13 protein-coding genes and 1 tRNA gene are annotated in these 16,625 nt (G+C 45.3%); 6 read left to right on the top strand and 8 right to left on the bottom strand.

Annotated features, from left to right (window positions below; all coding sequences use genetic code 11):
- Window positions 1–17: 17 nt before the first annotated feature.
- From QUB37_RS09620 to dpdE, 5 genes are all read left to right on the top strand, one after another.
- Window positions 18–380 carry a HEAT repeat domain-containing protein gene (locus tag QUB37_RS09620; RefSeq protein WP_333161295.1) on the top strand — a complete coding sequence of 121 codons (363 nt, stop codon included), beginning with the start codon at window positions 18–20 and terminating at the stop codon, window positions 378–380.
- A gap of 62 nt (window positions 381–442) precedes the next feature.
- Window positions 443–514 (top strand) — tRNA-Gly (locus QUB37_RS09615).
- 54 nt (window positions 515–568) lie between these two features.
- On the top strand, window positions 569–1,516 hold the full coding sequence (gene trhO, locus QUB37_RS09610) for an oxygen-dependent tRNA uridine(34) hydroxylase TrhO (RefSeq protein ID WP_333161293.1): 948 nt from the start codon (window positions 569–571) through the stop codon (window positions 1,514–1,516).
- 255 nt (window positions 1,517–1,771) lie between these two features.
- The gene (locus QUB37_RS09605) at window positions 1,772–2,422 is read left to right on the top strand and encodes a glutathione S-transferase (protein WP_333161291.1); all 651 of its coding nucleotides are present in this window, start codon (window positions 1,772–1,774) and stop codon (window positions 2,420–2,422) included.
- A gap of 202 nt (window positions 2,423–2,624) precedes the next feature.
- On the top strand, window positions 2,625–5,960 hold the full coding sequence (dpdE, locus tag QUB37_RS09600) for a protein DpdE (protein ID WP_333161289.1): 3,336 nt from the start codon (window positions 2,625–2,627) through the stop codon (window positions 5,958–5,960).
- A 133-nt stretch (window positions 5,961–6,093) separates the two neighbouring features.
- Here the strand turns inward: dpdE and QUB37_RS09595 are convergent, their stop codons facing one another.
- The 8 genes from QUB37_RS09595 to gatB all read right to left on the bottom strand — a co-directional run bounded on the left by QUB37_RS09595 (window position 6,094) and on the right by gatB (window position 12,587).
- Window positions 6,094–6,225, bottom strand: a complete 132-nt coding sequence (locus QUB37_RS09595) for a type II toxin-antitoxin system RelE family toxin (protein ID WP_216670338.1) — start codon at window positions 6,223–6,225, stop codon at window positions 6,094–6,096.
- Complete coding sequence (locus QUB37_RS09590; RefSeq protein WP_333161332.1) at window positions 6,212–6,367, bottom strand: hypothetical protein; 156 nt, start codon at window positions 6,365–6,367, stop codon at window positions 6,212–6,214. Before QUB37_RS09590 ends, QUB37_RS09595 begins: the two co-directional genes overlap by 14 nt.
- Window positions 6,364–6,567, bottom strand: a complete 204-nt coding sequence (locus QUB37_RS09585; RefSeq protein ID WP_172186847.1) for a hypothetical protein — start codon at window positions 6,565–6,567, stop codon at window positions 6,364–6,366. Before QUB37_RS09585 ends, QUB37_RS09590 begins: the two co-directional genes overlap by 4 nt.
- 187 nt (window positions 6,568–6,754) lie before the next feature.
- The gene (locus QUB37_RS09580) at window positions 6,755–7,987 is read right to left on the bottom strand and encodes a pentapeptide repeat-containing protein (RefSeq protein WP_333161284.1); all 1,233 of its coding nucleotides are present in this window, start codon (window positions 7,985–7,987) and stop codon (window positions 6,755–6,757) included.
- Window positions 7,988–8,095: 108 nt separating this feature from the next.
- Window positions 8,096–8,734, bottom strand: coding sequence for a Uma2 family endonuclease (locus QUB37_RS09575; RefSeq protein ID WP_333161282.1), 639 nt, complete (start codon window positions 8,732–8,734; stop codon window positions 8,096–8,098).
- Between the two features lie 97 nt (window positions 8,735–8,831).
- Window positions 8,832–9,416, bottom strand: a complete 585-nt coding sequence (locus QUB37_RS09570; RefSeq protein ID WP_333161280.1) for a Uma2 family endonuclease — start codon at window positions 9,414–9,416, stop codon at window positions 8,832–8,834.
- A 43-nt stretch (window positions 9,417–9,459) separates the two neighbouring features.
- The gene (locus QUB37_RS09565) at window positions 9,460–10,626 is read right to left on the bottom strand and encodes a pentapeptide repeat-containing protein (protein WP_333161278.1); all 1,167 of its coding nucleotides are present in this window, start codon (window positions 10,624–10,626) and stop codon (window positions 9,460–9,462) included.
- A 458-nt stretch (window positions 10,627–11,084) separates the two neighbouring features.
- The gene (gene gatB, locus QUB37_RS09560; RefSeq protein ID WP_333161276.1) at window positions 11,085–12,587 is read right to left on the bottom strand and encodes an Asp-tRNA(Asn)/Glu-tRNA(Gln) amidotransferase subunit GatB; all 1,503 of its coding nucleotides are present in this window, start codon (window positions 12,585–12,587) and stop codon (window positions 11,085–11,087) included.
- Between the two features lie 540 nt (window positions 12,588–13,127).
- On the opposite strand from gatB, the gene QUB37_RS09555 reads away from it, so the two are divergent.
- Window positions 13,128–16,400, top strand: coding sequence for a PAS domain S-box protein (locus QUB37_RS09555; RefSeq protein WP_333161274.1), 3,273 nt, complete (start codon window positions 13,128–13,130; stop codon window positions 16,398–16,400).
- Window positions 16,401–16,625 lie beyond the last annotated feature (225 nt).

Here is a 16,625-nt window from a genome sequence, read left to right as displayed (position 1 = left end):
TGCCGGGGGTAACGGCTGTGAGAAAGTGCGACTCTGCGGTGGTGCGATCGATGTTGGTGAGGAAAGTGAACGATGGGGAGTTTATGGTGCGATCGTTCGTGGCGATGGGATGGCGGCAGACTCAAAGTGCGGAAGCTTTGGCGACGCTGTTAAAAATGATGCAGTGCGATCGCGATCGGAATGTGCCTGCAGAAGCCGCTAACTCTTTGTCAATGTTCGGAAGCGAGGCGATTGCTCATTTCGTGGCAGCTTTTCGTCGCGATGACAATTTGCTCGTCCGCCACAGTGCATGGCTCGGCTGTGCGATCGGCTGCCGCCCAAAATTGATTGTCAAAATGCTATACTCAAAATCAGAAAATAGTTGTATAATGTTTTTCTAGTCGTTTTTTACCGCTGCGCCTCCAAAGTGAAAGCAGGTAAAAACAGCTAAAAAACACTAAGCGCGGGCGTAATTCAGTGGTAGAATGTCAGCTTCCCATGCTGAACGTCGTGGGTTCGAGTCCCACCGTCCGCTTTGACTGAATTTTCATAGAATTATGAAAATTAATTAGTGCTATCAATTCAATCTATGGCTTATTTCTTAACCGCTGCTTTATATAAGTTCGTTGAACTACCGGATTTTGCTGAGCTGAAAGCACCGCTACTCGATTGTTGCAACAACAACAACGTCAAAGGCACTATCTTGCTAGCTCAAGAAGGCATTAATGGCACTATCGCAGGCTCGTCCGAGGGCGTACACGCAGTGCTGGCATTCTTGCGTAGTGACCCGCGTTTTGCGGATCTGGTACACAAGGAATCTTTCTCGGAAAAAGCACCTTTTTACCGCCTGAAAATACGCTTGAAGCGCGAAATCGTCACGATGGGAGTACCGGACATTAATCCCCGCCTCATGGCTGGCCAATATGTTAAGCCTGATGAGTGGAATAAGCTGCTTGACGATCCCGATGTTGTCGTGGTTGATGTGCGTAACGATTTCGAGGTATCTATGGGTACTTTTGAAGGCGCTATTAATCCCAAAACAAAAAGCTTTTCTGAGTTACCTGAATGGGTGCTGCGAGAAACTGCTTTACGCAATAAACCCAAGGTGGCAATGTTTTGCACGGGTGGTATTCGCTGCGAGAAATCTACTGCTTTTTTGCGTACTCAAGGTTTTGAGGAAGTCTATCATCTCGAAGGCGGGATTTTAAAATATTTGGAAACAGTACCGGAAGCAGAAAGTCGTTGGGAAGGTGAATGTTTTGTGTTTGATGAACGGGTTTCTGTTGGTCAGGACTTAAAGCCGGGAAACTATGAACTTTGTCGCGGTTGTCGTCACCCGATTAGTCAGGAAGATAAGGCTTCTGAATTATTTGTACTTGGTGTGAGTTGTCCTCATTGTCATGACTCAAAAACTGAAACTAAAAAACAAGCTTTATCTGAACGTCAACGTCAGATTGAGCTTGCTAAGCGTCGCAACCAAGTACATATAGGCGCGCGCTACGATGCGAAGGAAAAAGTAGATGAGGCCTGCGACTAATAGTATTCACTAAGCTCAAAGAAACCCGGTTTCTACGAAAAATCTTGTTTCGCGACAAGAAATCTACGAAGAAATGGGGTTTCTGACCCGAAAATCCCGATCGTGCGATCGACTAATTATATCGTTTCCGGTTTCATCGGAATAATAAAATTGAGTCAAAGCTTAACACTCAACCATTCAGTTTTTCGACCCGCCCGTCAACAGTTAACAGTCAACAGTCAACACTAATTCCGGTGCAACCGGAATTGATATTATATGTTAGCAACATACCCGATTTTGTATTCCTTCCGCCGCTGTCCCTATGCTATGCGCGCGCGCTTGGCCTTGATGGTTAGCAATCGGGTGTGTGAGTTGAGGGAAGTTGTTTTGCGAGACAAACCACCAGAGATGTTGGAGGTATCTCCCAAAGGTACAGTACCAATATTAATGGATGTTGACGGGCGGGTTCTAGATCAAAGTATCGATATCATGTTGTGGGCATTGAGACAATATGATCCTGAAAAATGGTTGATGCCACAGCAAGGTTATCTTACAGAAATGCTGGAACTAATTGCTCTATTTGATGATAGGTTTAAATATCATCTTGACCGTTATAAGTACCCGGATCGCTATCCCGGTGTTGATGCCCAAGTACATCGCTATGAAGGTTCTTTATTCCTGGAAAAACTCAACTCACAGTTAAGTGCCACTAAATATTTATTTGGTAACAATGTAGCATTGGCTGATATGGCGATCGCACCTTTTGTTCGTCAATTTGCTCATACAGATCAAACTTGGTTCAACGAACAGCCTTGGCCGGCGCTACAAGCTTGGTTAGCAGAGTTTACAGACTCTCAAATTTATAGCAGTGTTATGCAGAAATACCCGAAATGGGAATCCGGTAATGCAGGCGTTGTTTTTCCTTGATCGTAAGTAGGTATTCTTATTCGCTGCCCGGATATTTATTGAATACCAAAATGTTAGTTACCATGCTAAACTTATTGTTTTCCGAATAGATGATTGACTGTCATTTGACTAAAACAGCGAGGCAGGCGAAAATCGCATCTTGCTAATTTTTTTAAGGTGAAAGGATGTACTGTATTCTAGTAAGTATTGTCAGGCTAAAACTATGATTGATGTTGGTTCATTAGTTCGATCGCCCCGAAGCGATTTGGGAGTCGGAAAAGTTGTCGAGGTATCGCGTACCGATGCCGTAGTTGAATATTTTTGCTCAGTTAAAAACCGCATCCGCAAAACTGTGCCCTTAAGTCTACTGCAAGAAGCTAGACTTCAGCGCCAAACCCGCTGCTACCTCTGGAGTACAACTCAGGAAAGATGGATAATTGGGCGAGTTTATGACTGGGATGAAGATAAATTAGAGTACGAAATTGACCTGCCCGACAGCCAAAGTTTGCAAGCTGTTGAAACCGAACTTTACGTTCGCTGCAATATCCCGATCGCCGATCCGATCGACATTTTAGCAGTCAAAGGCCAAGAAACGCCGTATTTTCACGATCGGCGATTGGCATTCGTTCAATCTGCGATCGAACAGCGGGCCGTCAGCCGCGGCATGACGGGTTTAATTTCTGCTAATATAGACCTCTATCCGCACCAAGTTGAAGTCGTCCGGCGCGTCCTAGAAGACCCAATCGTGCGCTATTTATTAGCCGACGAACCAGGACTGGGAAAAACAGTAGAAGCCGGGACAATTCTCCGCCAATTTCTGCTAGATGAACCCAACGGACGCGCTGTGGTACTGGTTCCGAAATACTTGCTCGAACAGTGGCGGCAGGAGTTGGAAAATAAATTCTATTTGTCTCATTTTGCTGACCGAGTGCAGCTTGCTGCTGTCAGCGACATCAATCAAATTAGCCGCAACGCTAACCTAGATTTTCTGATTGTGGATGAAGCGCATGATGTTGCAGCAATGGCAAATTCGAGCGATCGTACTCAGCAGCAGTCCTTTGAACTCTGTCAAAAACTAGCTCAGAAAAGCAAAAATGTATTGTTATTATCTGCAAGGCCAGTTCTCGGCCACGAGCAAGATTTTCTAACGATGCTGCATTTGCTAGATCCGACAACTTACCGTCTTGATGACCTGGAAAGCTTCAAAGAACAGGTTAAAAACCGTCAAGAAATCGGCAGCGCTTTGCTAGATTTTCGAGAAAATGCCAAGCCTGCTGTTTTGCAAACAAAACTAGCTCAACTTCGCACTATTTTTGCCAAAGACGATTATTTAATCGGATTAGCAACAGAGTTAGAAAGTTGTTTGAAAACTAAAGAAACCGCAGAACAGGCTCGCCTTGTCCAAGCTATTCGTACTCACGTTAGAGATACCTATCGCCTGCATCGTCGCATCCTTCGCAACCGCCGGGATGCGGTTGAGGATGTGATTTTCGATCGAGATGCTGTCCCCAAAACTGAGTACGATCTGAATGATGAACAGTGGTCGGAAATTCAAACTGTACTCGATAAATGGCGTACAGTCGCTCCCAAGTCGAGCGAATATCAGAGAATATTTCTGCTATTTTTCCGCGCTTCTGGTACTTGGCTGAATGTTTTAGAACGGGTTGTCAAAGCTCGTTTGCAGAAAAAATCGACTCCTGAACTCGATCGCGAATTTGGACAAAACGACACGGCAATTTTGACCAAAACTGCGCTGTTTCCCGAAGAAAGGGAAATGCTGGAAACCTTGCTCAATACCCTGGAAAAGCCCCAGGAAGGAGTCGATCGACTGAGTTTGTTACGAATCGCGATTCTCCGATTTCTGGCAGTTGCTTTGAAGGTTCCGCGCGAGTATCACAGCAAACCTCGCGATTTGCTGTCGAGAATTCAACAGCAAATTAAACGGCCGATTCCAGGCGAACGTTTCCCGAAAATTGTGATTTTTACCAGTTTTACTGCAAGTTGTAAAGAGATTGCGGAAAATTTAGCTAAAATCTTTGGTAAAAATGCGATCGCCAGCCATGACGCCAGCAAATCGGCTGATGATGTTGAGGCTAGTCTCAAGCGGTTTAAGACAGAGCCGCATTGTTTTATCTTAGTGTGCGATCGATCTGCCGAAGCAGGGGTAAATCTGCAATTGACAGATTGGTTAGTTCACTTCGATTTGCCGTGGTTTCCCAACCAGCTAGAACAAAGACTCGGCAGAGTCGATCGCATTGGTAGCAAAATGGGGGTGCAATTTTGTTTGTTTGCAGGCCCGGATATGCCGGAGAGTCCCCACGAAGCTTGGTTTCAAGTTTTAAAAGATGGGTTTGATATCTTCAACAAATCTATTGCCAGCCTTCAGTTTTATGCTGAGGAAAAACTTCTCAAACTTGAAGAAAAGTTGTTTGCTGAGGGAGGCAAGGGCTTATCCAGCGAAATTGAAGCGATTAAAACTGAAATCGAACAAGAGAAAATCAAAATTGACGAACAGTACGTTCTCGATGAAATTGATACTCTTGATGACAGCGCATCTCAGTATTTTGAATCTCTCGACAACTGCGATGCTAAGCATAAAGAAATGCAGAGGGCTACTGAAGGTTGGTTGTGTCAAGCTCTTCACTTCAAACAAATCGAACATCCGAGTATATCGGGGTTGATGCGCTATAAACCTACTCAAAAAACGTTAATCCCCTCGAATGATTTGATGACCAGATTGGTTCCTTATTGCCAGCAATATGGCAGTTACAATCGCCGTATTGCTTATCAGAATGCGGATGTGGCTCTTTACCGCATTGGTGAGGGATTGATCGATGCCATTAGCTCTTATATTCGCTGGGACGATCGCGGTCAAGCTTTTGCCATGTGGCGGCATGATGAAAGTTGGGATGCTGCGCCTGGGAAGGAGTGGTTTGGCTTTCAGTTTAATTATTCAATCCAGACTGATGTGCAGCCTGCCGAGCAAGTTTTGCAAGCACAAAACATCGAAAATTACAACTTGAAAGCTTTGCAGCGCCGCGCTGATGCTCTGTTTATCCCAACTTTTGAAACTGTGTTTGTAGATGCTCGCAGCGAGCAGATGTCTCTGGTGGAAGATGCGGAACTTCTGGCGATTTTGCAGCGGGGTTATAAGGGGAAAGGCGGGCCGAATCGGGATTACAATTTGTCGAAAAATCGCACGTCGCTGATTGACAGTTTTGTCGATCCGCTAGAATGGGATGATTTTTGTCAAAAGGGACGGGTGGTATCGGAGGAATTGCTGCGCGGGCGATCGGCTTTTGTGGAAATGTGCGATCGATCTGCTGTTACTGCTGCTATCCAACTAGAAAACCGGGTGAATCAATTGCAATTGCGATTGAATCGACTTTCTAAATCCGAACAACTTTTAGAATCGGTTTTGGCTGAGGAAATCAATACCGAAAGCTTGTTGAGTGAAGCGGTTTTAGCTGGTATTCGCCGCCCGCACATGACTCTTGAGTCTGTGGGATTTATTGTGATTTCTGGGCGTCCTCCTGTAAAGTCGGAGGATGAAGGATAATTTGTTTGAGAGGGCGATCGCTCTTTTTGACCCGATTCGGAAGCACAGGCGAGACGCCCGTGCCACGATAGACGGATATGGATCAAAGGGCGATCGCTTTTTATTTAATCAAACTGTAAGAGTGAAAACAGCTTTAGGGTGGAAAGTAGCGATAAATATCTTTCCGGTGAAGAACTCTTGCAAAAGTAACTGTTTCGCCATCAAAATAAAAACCTATTCGATAGTCGCCAACCCGAAACCGATACGCATTATCATCGCCTTTCAATTTTTTTTAAGTTAACTATTGTCTGTAAATCATTAACATTGGGAATTTCCCCAAAAGCAAACTCCTTGATTTGCTGAAAAACAGGCGTACTTTTAAGAGTTTTTAAATCCTTCACAAAACTGGGCAGATATTCTACTTTCATTCTGTTTCCAGTTCTGCAAGCGCTTGCCGTAAATTTAACGGCTTTTCATTTTTTACTTCGCGCATAGCCAACAGAAGTCCTCTATCTTCGATAGCTTCTAGGAAATACTGATAGTCGGTATAATCTAGAATGACTTGACTAATGTTGCCTTCGGCATCTAATATTAATTTTTTGGCAAGTGGATAATCTTCTATCTTCATATAATTTTATGTTGAGATGAGTTGGGAGGAAATGATGGTTCTATTTTAACAGCGATTTTTTTTACAAGGTTTGATGATGGTCGATTCCCTACGGGATAGCTACGCTTCACGCTTTTTTTGAACCGCAGATGCAGACGGATAAACGGGGATGGACGCAGATGGATGAAAGGGATATCGTACTTACGGACTAAACCTCCTCAAAAATCGCGCCTCGCTGCTGTAGATTCACCTGCGTCTCCTCATCGATTCCTGAATTGTTCCCAAATCGGGCTGACTCGACATTCGCACCGCTGAAATTAGTATTTGTTAAGTTCACTTCCAGCAGATTGGCGCCGCTCAAATTGGCACCGCTGAGGTTAGCTAAAGCTAGACTTGCTTTGTGCAAATCTGCGCCACTTAAATCAGCATTTCCTAAGAAAGCCCCACTCAAATCTGCACCGCCGAATTTGGCATTTTGCAGGTTGGCGTCGCTGAAATCGGCATCGCTTAAGTTTGCACCCCGGAAATTTGCCCGATCGAGATTTGCGCTGCTAAAATCCACTGCACTTAAAGTCGTTCCGCGCAAGCTGCTACCCGCGAAATCTAGTGCTGGATTGAGATTGGCGATTTGGGCCAACTCCACAAAGTTGTCGGTTTCAGCGGAGATTATGCGATCGACCATTTCCTGCAATTGAGATTCAGCTTCCGGGACTATTTCCACTTGGCGCGGTTCAACCGGAGGCAAATTGTAGGACAATAGCGCCCAACTGAGGGCAGGTTGGAGTTTATTTGCTTGCAGGTATATAGTCAGGATTCTTTCTAAAACCGAATGTTGATTTGGCGTAATATCGTGCGGCCACAAACCCTCCGCATCTGTGAGATTAATATCTTCTTTAGCAACTTCAAAAGCCGCCGCCATCCGAAATTCTTTGCCAGCCAATTCTCCCAGCTTAGCACTTTTTAGCAAACCTTTTAATACTGATTTGCCCTGTTCTACTGCAAAAATCCAAGCTGGCGTTTTATCATCGCTGATTGTGGAAACGTGACAAAATATGCTCTCTGTTTCCTTAATTTTTTCCGCCTTCTCCCCGCCCTCAACTCCCCGCTGACTTTCAGTTACTAAATTTTCTGCACTGCTTTGAATGGGCAGGCTTTCTCCTATCGGCAAAAGCTTGAAAGAACCGACTAACTGACGTGATGCTACGGGAATTTCGCAGTTTTCTAGATAGAGTTTGAGCGTCCCGCCTTGCAGACCAAATTTGACGCGACCACCTAGCAGGGGTTCCCAATGCTCGTTAAAATTCAGGCTCAAGTGAATGTCTAGCTGCTGGGTTTGGGGTGCAACCGATGGAACTGGGATTGCTTCTAATTGCATCCACAAGCAATCTGGGTATTTGTTGTGAGACTCTAGCGATCGCATATCGGGTAGAATTGCTGGCACTACCAGCCTGTAATTGATATTTAAATTAGTTTATCATCTCTATTTTATCACAACACAGTTGTTTTTATGGGGCTAAAATTGTAAATTTTGTTTAATTCTCTCCGCCCTTCATTGGTTTTGCTGAATTTGGCTTTTTACCCAAGTGCGAAATGCTTTCACTAATTCCAAATAGTCCATTGTTTCTGCTTGTTCCAAAAATCTGACAATCTCTAATATCGGTAAGCTGGGAAAGGCTAAACTGATCTCGCCCTCAACGTATTCTCCATTTTCTAATCTGTTGATTCTGAGTCGCGATCCATTATAAATCCAAACTTCCGGCACTCCCAGATCCGCATAAACCTGCAAGCTATTTTCCGAACGGCTGGTAATATCAATTTCCACCACTAAATCCGGCGGCGGATCTTGAGCCAGGTCGATTCTTTTTTTGCCTTTAACTGCACTAATATTCTGGATGTAAAAACATTCATCAGGTTCTGCACCGCTAAGTTCAGGATGCTTGAATGTGGTAGATCCAAGAGGTTCAATTTTCACATCTAATTCTTCAGCTAAGGTTTCAACAAATCGACCCATTATTGTTTTGAAGCGTTCGTGTTCTGGAGAAGGTACTATAATTTTAAGATTGCCGCGATTATATGTCAGTCGAATTTGCCGATCGCCGATTTCGGCAAGCAAATTTTCGTAGGTTTGCCAACTGATACCCGATAGCTGGACGCTTTGTTCTGGCAGAGCGAGAGTTTGAGCAGTCATAAGGCTACTTTGGTGAAGAGTTCAATCGCACTTTTGCATTATATCATCAATCCGGGCGATGGCTACGCCCCGGCCCCGGCCTACGCACTCCTCACCTTCACTCACCCATCTGCGCCGGAAATACCGCAGATAAATCGAGAGACAAATCTGGGAAACCTGGAATTACCACAACCTCATTCAGCAAAACCACTCGTTTGACTCGATAATCGAAACCACCTCTTTGTTTTTGATAAGGTTCGCTGTGCATTTCCAGTTGAATATCTACCAAATTAAATATCCAATAATCAGAAATTCCCGATTCAGCATAGAGAGATAACTTGGTTCTCCTGTCGTATTTCAAAGTAGAATCAGAAACCTCAATTACCAACAAAATATCAGCGGCTAGAGGGTGAGGAGATAAATAATTGTCAGAACGGCGGGCAATAACTAGATCGGGTTCTGGTTCGCTATCATCAGACAAAATAATCGGTTCCTGTACACGCAGGCGAGCGCGTCTTGCCAGTAAAAGGATTAACTCCTCAACTAAAAGAGTATTGCACTCCGAGTGAAACCTACCTTTAGCAGCCATTTTGATAATTTCTCCACGAATCAATTCAAATCGGTTATCGGACTCAAAAAATCCCAGTTCTGCCAAACGGTGATATTCGGCGATCGAGAATCGTTTTGCAGTTACGGCACTCATAGCTTTTCTTACCCTCTACAATTACCAACCTTTCCAATTAATTCTACTCAAAAATCCCGCCCCGTGCCATCAATTCAACCTTCAGGGCTTCCGAAATTCCGACACAACCAGAAAAATTGGCATTTTTAACCACCGTATTTTTCAAATCAGCGCGGCTCAAATCAGCACCGTTTAAATTCGCACCACTCAAATTAACACCGCTTAAATCAGCATTTCTGAAATCAGTATTTGTCAAATTTGCATTTACTAAAAGCGCATTCGGTAAATAAGCACTGCTCAAATTGGCCCCGGTTAAATTTGCACCGCTCAAATTCGCCCTGGGCAGCTTTGTCCGCAAATCTGCACCGCTTAAATTCGCGCTGCTGAGTTCAGCATCCCGCAAATTAGCATTGCACAAATTAGCATCAATTAAAATAGCAGCGCTCAGCAAAGCACCGCTGAGATCGGCTAAAGTCAAATCTGCGCCTCGGAGGTTGGTTTCGCGCAAATCCGCACCGTTAAAATCAGTGTAGTGCAAGTCAAAACCGCTTAAATTAGCCCCAGCAAAATCCTCAATCAAATTCAAACCAACTGTTTCTGTCAGTTGTACAAAACTCTTATTTTTATCAGTTAAAAACAGTTCCCGGACGATCGCCAATTGCTCCTGTCGGTACTGGTTAGCCTTCTCGTAATCTGCTAAATACTTGTAACCGAGCTTCAAATACTTGAGAGCATTGCGCTCAATGCGATCGTCCTTGCTGGTGCGGGCGATCGACAACTGCTCGTGATAGCATTCGATCGCACCAGGCAAATCACCCTTAGCATCGTAAGCTAGCGCCAAATTGCCCAAAGTTTCCAATTCAGAGCGCCCGTCGCCAGTGTCCCGCGCGATCGCCAAACGCTGTTGCTGGTAATCAATAGCACCAGAAAAATCCTCAAGAGCACAGCAAGCATTGCCCAGATTTCCCAAAGCATTGGCCTCGCCCCGGCGATCGCCAATTTCGCGCGCTAACACCAAATGCTGCTGGTAGCAGTCGATCGCCTGAGCGTAATTTCCCAGGGCTTCGTAAGCTACGCCCATATTACCCAGCGCCGCCCCCGATCGCCGCTTATCGTCCATTGAGCGATACAGCCTCAGCGCTTCCTGCCAAGAATCCAGCGCCGCCTCAAATTGACGCGCCTGATATTGCGAAATCCCCTGCTTGATTAGCTCGCTAGCTTGTTCGCTCATACTGTCAAAATTAGTTAATAACTAAAGTTGATATTAATCGACTCAAAGCGGTAATTGCTAATCGGTAATCGGTAATCGGGGATCAGTATGGCCAATCCCCCTCTCCCCTCCGTATTTTCACATCCGTGAAAAAAAAAAGACAAAAAAAAGAGAGAGCTACCTAAGTAACTCTCTCTGCCATCAGGGTGCATCTACATAACACAATATAACACGCTCGGCATGAGGGGTGTCACCCCCAAACGTGAAGATGTTGTAAAGAAATGTAGATTAATTATAAAGTTACGAGCCAGCGAGAAGGGTAATTCGATTTTAGATTTTAGATTTTGGATTTTGGATTGACCCCACGGATAAATTCGGGGGCTTGTACCATCAAGAAATTCTTGGCCAGAGGGCGGCGGGATCGGGAAAAACCGATCGCCCGCCGCTGTATCCGCTACACGAGTCCCTTAACGAGTTGCTTAGCCTGGGCCGTTAAGCTTCGCCGTCAGCAGCTCATTCGTCAATTTGGGATCGGCTCGGCCGCCCGTTTCCTTCATCACCTTGCCGACAAAAAAGCCCAGCAGCTTAGTTTTACCGGCTCGGTACTGTTCGAGCTCCTTGGGATTGGCTGCCAACACGGCATCGATCGCTCGATCGATCGCCCCAGTATCCGAAATTTGAATCAAACCCTTGCTCTCAACGAACTTCTGAGGCGAACCACCGTTTGCCAGCAACTCTGGCAAAATATCCTTAGCGATTTTGCCGCTGATGGTGCCGGCATCAATTAGCGCCAGCAGTTCTGCTAAATCCTGCGGTTGGAAAGGAATTTCTGCGATCGCCAGCTTTTCATTTTTCAGATAAGCAGTGATATCGCCCATCACCCAATTCGCAGCTTGTTTCGCACCAGCACCGGCGGCGATCGATTTTTCAAAATACTCCGCCACCGCTTTGTCGTCAGTCAGCACCCGCGCGTCGTAGGGAGAAAGACCCAGCTCAGTTTCGTAGCGATTGCGCTTCATTGCCGGCAATTCCGGCAGGTGAGCCTTCCAATCCTGCAATTGCTGAGCCGAAACTTTGATCGGAGGCAAATCCGGTTCCGGGAAATACCGATAATCGCTCGCACCTTCCTTAACCCGCATACTGAAAGTACACTGCTTGTTTTCATCCCACAGCCGGGTTTCTTGGATGATGGTTTCGCCATTTTCCACAGCTTGAATTTGCCGCTCGATCTCATAATCGATCGCCCGTTCGATCGCATTAAAAGAGTTCATATTTTTAATTTCCACCTTCGTGCCGAACTCTTTTCTGCCAACGGGGCGCACCGAAATATTCACGTCGCACCGGAGCGAACCTTCCTGCATATTCCCGTCGCCAACACCGATGTAGCGCACGATCCGGCGCAATTCTTGACCGTATTCGGCAGCTTCCGCGCCCGATCGCAAATCCGGTTCCGAAACAATTTCGATTAGAGGCACACCGGCGCGGTTGTAATCCACCATTGAATAAGTTGAACCGCTCAACCGATCGCTGCCGCCGTGAACCAATTTTCCGGCATCTTCCTCCATGTGCAAGCGAGTGATACCGATTTTTTTTCTAGTAGAATTTCCAGTCTCATCCACGAGTTCAATTTCTAGCCAACCGTTAGTTGCGATCGGCAAATCGAACTGAGAAATTTGATAATTTTTCGGCAAATCGGGATAGAAATATTGCTTGCGGTCAAACTTACTGTAAGGTGCGATTTCGCAGTTGAGAGCCAGCCCTGCTTTCACCGCATACTCCAGCACTTTTTGATTTAATACTGGCAACACTCCAGGCATTCCCATACAAATTGGGTCAATGTTAGTATTTGGAGCATTGCCAAATTCTGTAGAAGAACTGGAGAAAATTTTAGTATTGGTACTTAATTGACAATGAGTTTCGAGGCCGATAATGGCTTCGTACTGAGTTTGGTTTTTTATCGAAGAGGGTGCAGCAGCAGTCATAAGCAATTTTAAAGACTGAATAACTTTAGATTTTATTTTAGCTTTTTATTGACCAAAGTGATTGAAGATTATTTGTAGGTAGGGGCGGTTTCATTGGTGTCAACAAGCGCGTCAAACCCTTTGTTCGGCAGGTTTAAACCCCTATCGGACTTTGAGAAAGCGTGTTTAGTTGAGACATATGGGGTTCTGCATACGCAACACCCTGCTACAGATTCGCGATCGACCCACGCCTGCAGCGACGCCGATCTCCTTTTGATAGCCCGCAAACAACAACCCTGTGCAAAAATATATTTAGCGCCAGCTCCGGCCCACACCCTTCTTTCGGGAGACTTTTAGATCGAGATCGACCAGGATTGCCGATCGATCTGCACCCCAAATCCTTTGACTGGCAGTCTTTAATAACGCCCGCCGCCTCCAACGATCGGCTCCACGCACAGACTAAAAATTAAAAATGTATAATTTAACAGGAAATTACATATTTTTATTTTTTAAACTTTAATTTTGAATTCTCAAAGTAACACTTGCCTAAGTGTCAAAACTATGCCTGAAATTCCAGTTGAAAGTGCCACACTGTTTCAGAACAGCACCACTGAGCTAGAGCAGGCGGAATCAGCCCTCGAACTAGCTTGGAACGAACTCGAAAAACAAACAGCAGAAACCATTGCTCACATTGCCAACCTCGGCTCAGCAAACACACAGGAAATCAGCGATCGCTTGGCCGAGGCGAAGCAACTGCGCCAGCAACTTCAAAGTCAAATAAAACAAGCCAACTCGCGGCTGGAATTTCACCTAAAAAACTCGCCAATGGCAGTTATAGAGTGGGACAGGGAATTTCGGGTAGTGCGGTGGTCGCCAATGGCAGAACAAATATTTGGCTGGAGTGCAGCAGAAGTAATCGGCAAATACTGGCACGAATGGTCAATAGTTCATCAAGAAGACTTCGAGGAAGTGTGCGCCGTCACAAATCAACTGTTACAGCGCAGAGAACCCCGCAACATTTGCCGCAACCGCAACTATACCAAAGATGGCTCGGTAATTTACTGCGAATGGTACAATTCTGCACTAATCGATGAATCGGGAGTAGTTTCAATTCTCTCTTTTGCCAGAGACGTAACGGATCGCCACCGCATTCAAGAAGAACTGCACAGCCGCGAAAAAGCTTTCAGCACCATAGCCGAAAATGCGACCGATATCATCGCCCGGTTCGATCGACAATTCCGCCACCTTTACATCAACCACGCAGTAGAATCAGCAACCGGAAAATCCCCCGCAGAATTGATTGGCAAGAGCAACAGAGAATCAGGAATGCCACCACACTTGTGCGACCTGTGGGACAAGACTTTTTTGAAAGTTTTTGACACCGGCAAACAAGAAACCATAGAATTTGAGTTTCCCACTCCCGATGCCATAAAACATTACCACTGTCGAGTCATTCCCGAGTTTTCTGAAGACAATTCAGTAGAAACAGTTTTATCCATCGCCCGCGACATCACAGAACTAAAACAAGTCGAATCACAGTTGCGACAAAGCGAATCCAAATTTAAAGCCATAGTTGATTCTAACATGATTGGCCTAATTTTTTGGGATCTTAACGGCAGCATTACAGATGCCAATGCCGCCTTTTTAAACACGGTAAACTATACGCGGGACGCTCTGCTTGCAGGAAGAGTTAACTGGCAAGAAATGACACCACCAGAATACGTGAGTATAGATACAGAAAAAGTTGCCGAACTGAAGGCTAGAAATACGGTTGTTCCCTTTGAAAAAGAATTTATACGTTCGGATGGTAGTCGCGTTCCGGTGCTGCTGGGCAGCACATTTTTAGAAGGAACGAAGCAGTTAGGCGTCAGTTTTGTGCTGGACTTAAGCGAGCGCAAGCAGGCAGAAGCCGAACTGCACAAACATCAGCAACTTTTAGAGAGTATTGTTACAACAATACCTAATTTTCTCTACATTTACGATGCAGTAGAAAACAAAAATATTTATGCCAATGAATCGGTCACAGCCATGCTGGGATACACTCCCCAAGAATTGCAAGATTTGGGTACACACGCTGTCGCTAACTTAGTTCATCCCGATGATCTGTTAAAGCTAATTACAGGTATGGAGCGACTAAAACAAAGCAGGAATCCCTATGAAACGAATGACAGAGACTACAGAATCAAACACAAAAATGGGGAATGGCGCTGGGTGCACGCTCGCTCTAAAATTTTCAAAAGAACCCCAGACGGAAAAACGATGCAAATTATCGGTTCCGTACTCGATATCAGCGATCGCAAACAAGCCGAAGAATCATTAAAACAGCAAAAAGAACTGCTGCAAACTATCTTCGACAACGTGCCGATTATGCTCGCATTCTTAGACCAAAACGGTCAAATAAACTGGGTAAACTCCCACTGGGAACAAGTGCTCGGCTGGAGTTTGGCGGAAACCAAAGACCGCGATATCTTGGCGGAATTTTATCCGCAGCCAGAATATCGTCAATATGTTTTGGATGAAATCCAAGCAGCAACTCAGAAGTGGAGCGATTTCAAAACACAAGTTAGAGACGGGCGAATTATCGACACTTCTTGGGCAAATGTTCGCCTTTCCGACGGCAGGTGTATCGGCATTGGTCAAGATATCACCGAACGCAAACGAGTAGAAGCTGAACTCAAAGAACTCAACGAAACTTTAGAGGCTCAAGTTGCCCAGCGTACCGCAGAATTAGAGACTTTTTTTGATGCTTTGCCCGACTACATTTATGTTGTAGAACGGGACAATATGCGCTTGTCTTTTGTCAACCATCCCCTTGCCGAATTTTCTGGCTTCGACAGCAGGCAGCAGATGCAGGGCAAAACTATTTTTGAGTGCTATCCCAGCGAACTCACAGAACGATTTTGCCGCGAAAATTTGCACGTCTTTGAATCAAGTAAAACTCTGCATTACGAGGAAAAATTTGTAAGACCGGGTGGCAATGCTTACTTCGACACGTTTAAAATTCCGCTGAGAAATCTCAACGGCGAGGTTTATGCTTTAATTGGGACTGCTCGCGATATCACTGAGTTGGTAGAGACAAAACAAGCTTTGTCAGAACGCACAGAGCAATTAGAAGCTGCCAATCAAGAATTAGAATCTTTTTCTTACTCAGTTTCCCACGACTTGCGCGCACCTTTGCGACACATTTCAGGTTTTGTAGAAGCTTTGAAGCAGCGACTAGAATTAACTGAGGCTTTGAGCGATCGCAAAATAGTTCACTATATGGAAGTAATTGAAGACAGCAGCCAAAAAATGAGCCTGTTGATTGACGGTTTGCTCGCCCTGTCGCGGGTGAGTCGCACCGAGTTGAGGCAAATTCCGATCGATCTGAGCCGTTTGGTACAAAATGCGATTAAATTGACTAAACCACCAACTGTCGCAGATCCGGCCCAAACTCCCCACAGCGTTGAATTTGCCGTCGGAGATTTGCCGAAAGTAATGGGAGATCCAACCTTGCTGCAACAGGTGTTCAGCAACTTGATTAGCAACGCCGTCAAGTTCAGTCGCGGACGCACTCCAGCTACAATAGTTATTGAGGGTTTACCGGATGGGACGATTTTTGTCAAGGATAACGGGGTGGGTTTTCCGATGGAATATGCCGATCGCCTGTTTGGAGCCTTTCAGAGGCTGCACTCCCAGAGAGAATTTGAAGGTACGGGCATCGGTTTGGCGATCGTCCAGCGGATTATTCACCGCCACGGCGGCACGGTTTGGGCCGAAAGCCTACCTAGTCAAGGAGCCACCTTTTACTTTAAACTAGGGCAAACAATCTCAAGCGGTAATATAGATTCATAAGTTAAGTGTATAAGAGTTTTAAATTCAAAATTTAAAACTCTTATACACTTAAATAAGTCACAATCGGTGAGAGCATCAGAATTTTGGTATGACAGGAGTGTTCACTGTTAGGGATGGAAGCGAAAGATCTAGGCTTGGCTGTGCAAGATGCTCGTACTCCTAAAAAACGCTCTTTTAAAAAGAGGGATGATCCCCAATCGGTTCGATCCGCCCTCGACTGCCGGT

The sequence above is a fragment of the Microcoleus sp. AT3-A2 genome (genome assembly GCF_036705685.1).
Classification (GTDB): domain Bacteria; phylum Cyanobacteriota; class Cyanobacteriia; order Cyanobacteriales; family Microcoleaceae; genus Microcoleus.
This window is presented reverse-complemented; position numbering and strand designations above follow the sequence as displayed.

What these genes read in the sequence shown, in the direction of transcription:
- trhO (WP_333161293.1), top strand. Translation starts at nt 569, where the DNA reads ATGGCTTATTTCTTAACCGCTGCTTTATATAAGTTCGTTGAACTACCG.
- QUB37_RS09605 (WP_333161291.1), top strand. Translation starts at nt 1,772, where the DNA reads ATGTTAGCAACATACCCGATTTTGTATTCCTTCCGCCGCTGTCCCTAT.
- dpdE (WP_333161289.1), top strand. Translation starts at nt 2,625, where the DNA reads ATGATTGATGTTGGTTCATTAGTTCGATCGCCCCGAAGCGATTTGGGA.
- QUB37_RS09590 (WP_333161332.1), bottom strand. Translation starts at nt 6,367, where the DNA reads ATGAAAGTAGAATATCTGCCCAGTTTTGTGAAGGATTTAAAAACTCTT.
- QUB37_RS09585 (WP_172186847.1), bottom strand. Translation starts at nt 6,567, where the DNA reads ATGAAGATAGAAGATTATCCACTTGCCAAAAAATTAATATTAGATGCC.
- QUB37_RS09575 (WP_333161282.1), bottom strand. Translation starts at nt 8,734, where the DNA reads ATGACTGCTCAAACTCTCGCTCTGCCAGAACAAAGCGTCCAGCTATCG.
- QUB37_RS09570 (WP_333161280.1), bottom strand. Translation starts at nt 9,416, where the DNA reads ATGAGTGCCGTAACTGCAAAACGATTCTCGATCGCCGAATATCACCGT.
- QUB37_RS09565 (WP_333161278.1), bottom strand. Translation starts at nt 10,626, where the DNA reads ATGAGCGAACAAGCTAGCGAGCTAATCAAGCAGGGGATTTCGCAATAT.
- gatB (WP_333161276.1), bottom strand. Translation starts at nt 12,587, where the DNA reads ATGACTGCTGCTGCACCCTCTTCGATAAAAAACCAAACTCAGTACGAA.
- QUB37_RS09555 (WP_333161274.1), top strand. Translation starts at nt 13,128, where the DNA reads ATGCCTGAAATTCCAGTTGAAAGTGCCACACTGTTTCAGAACAGCACC.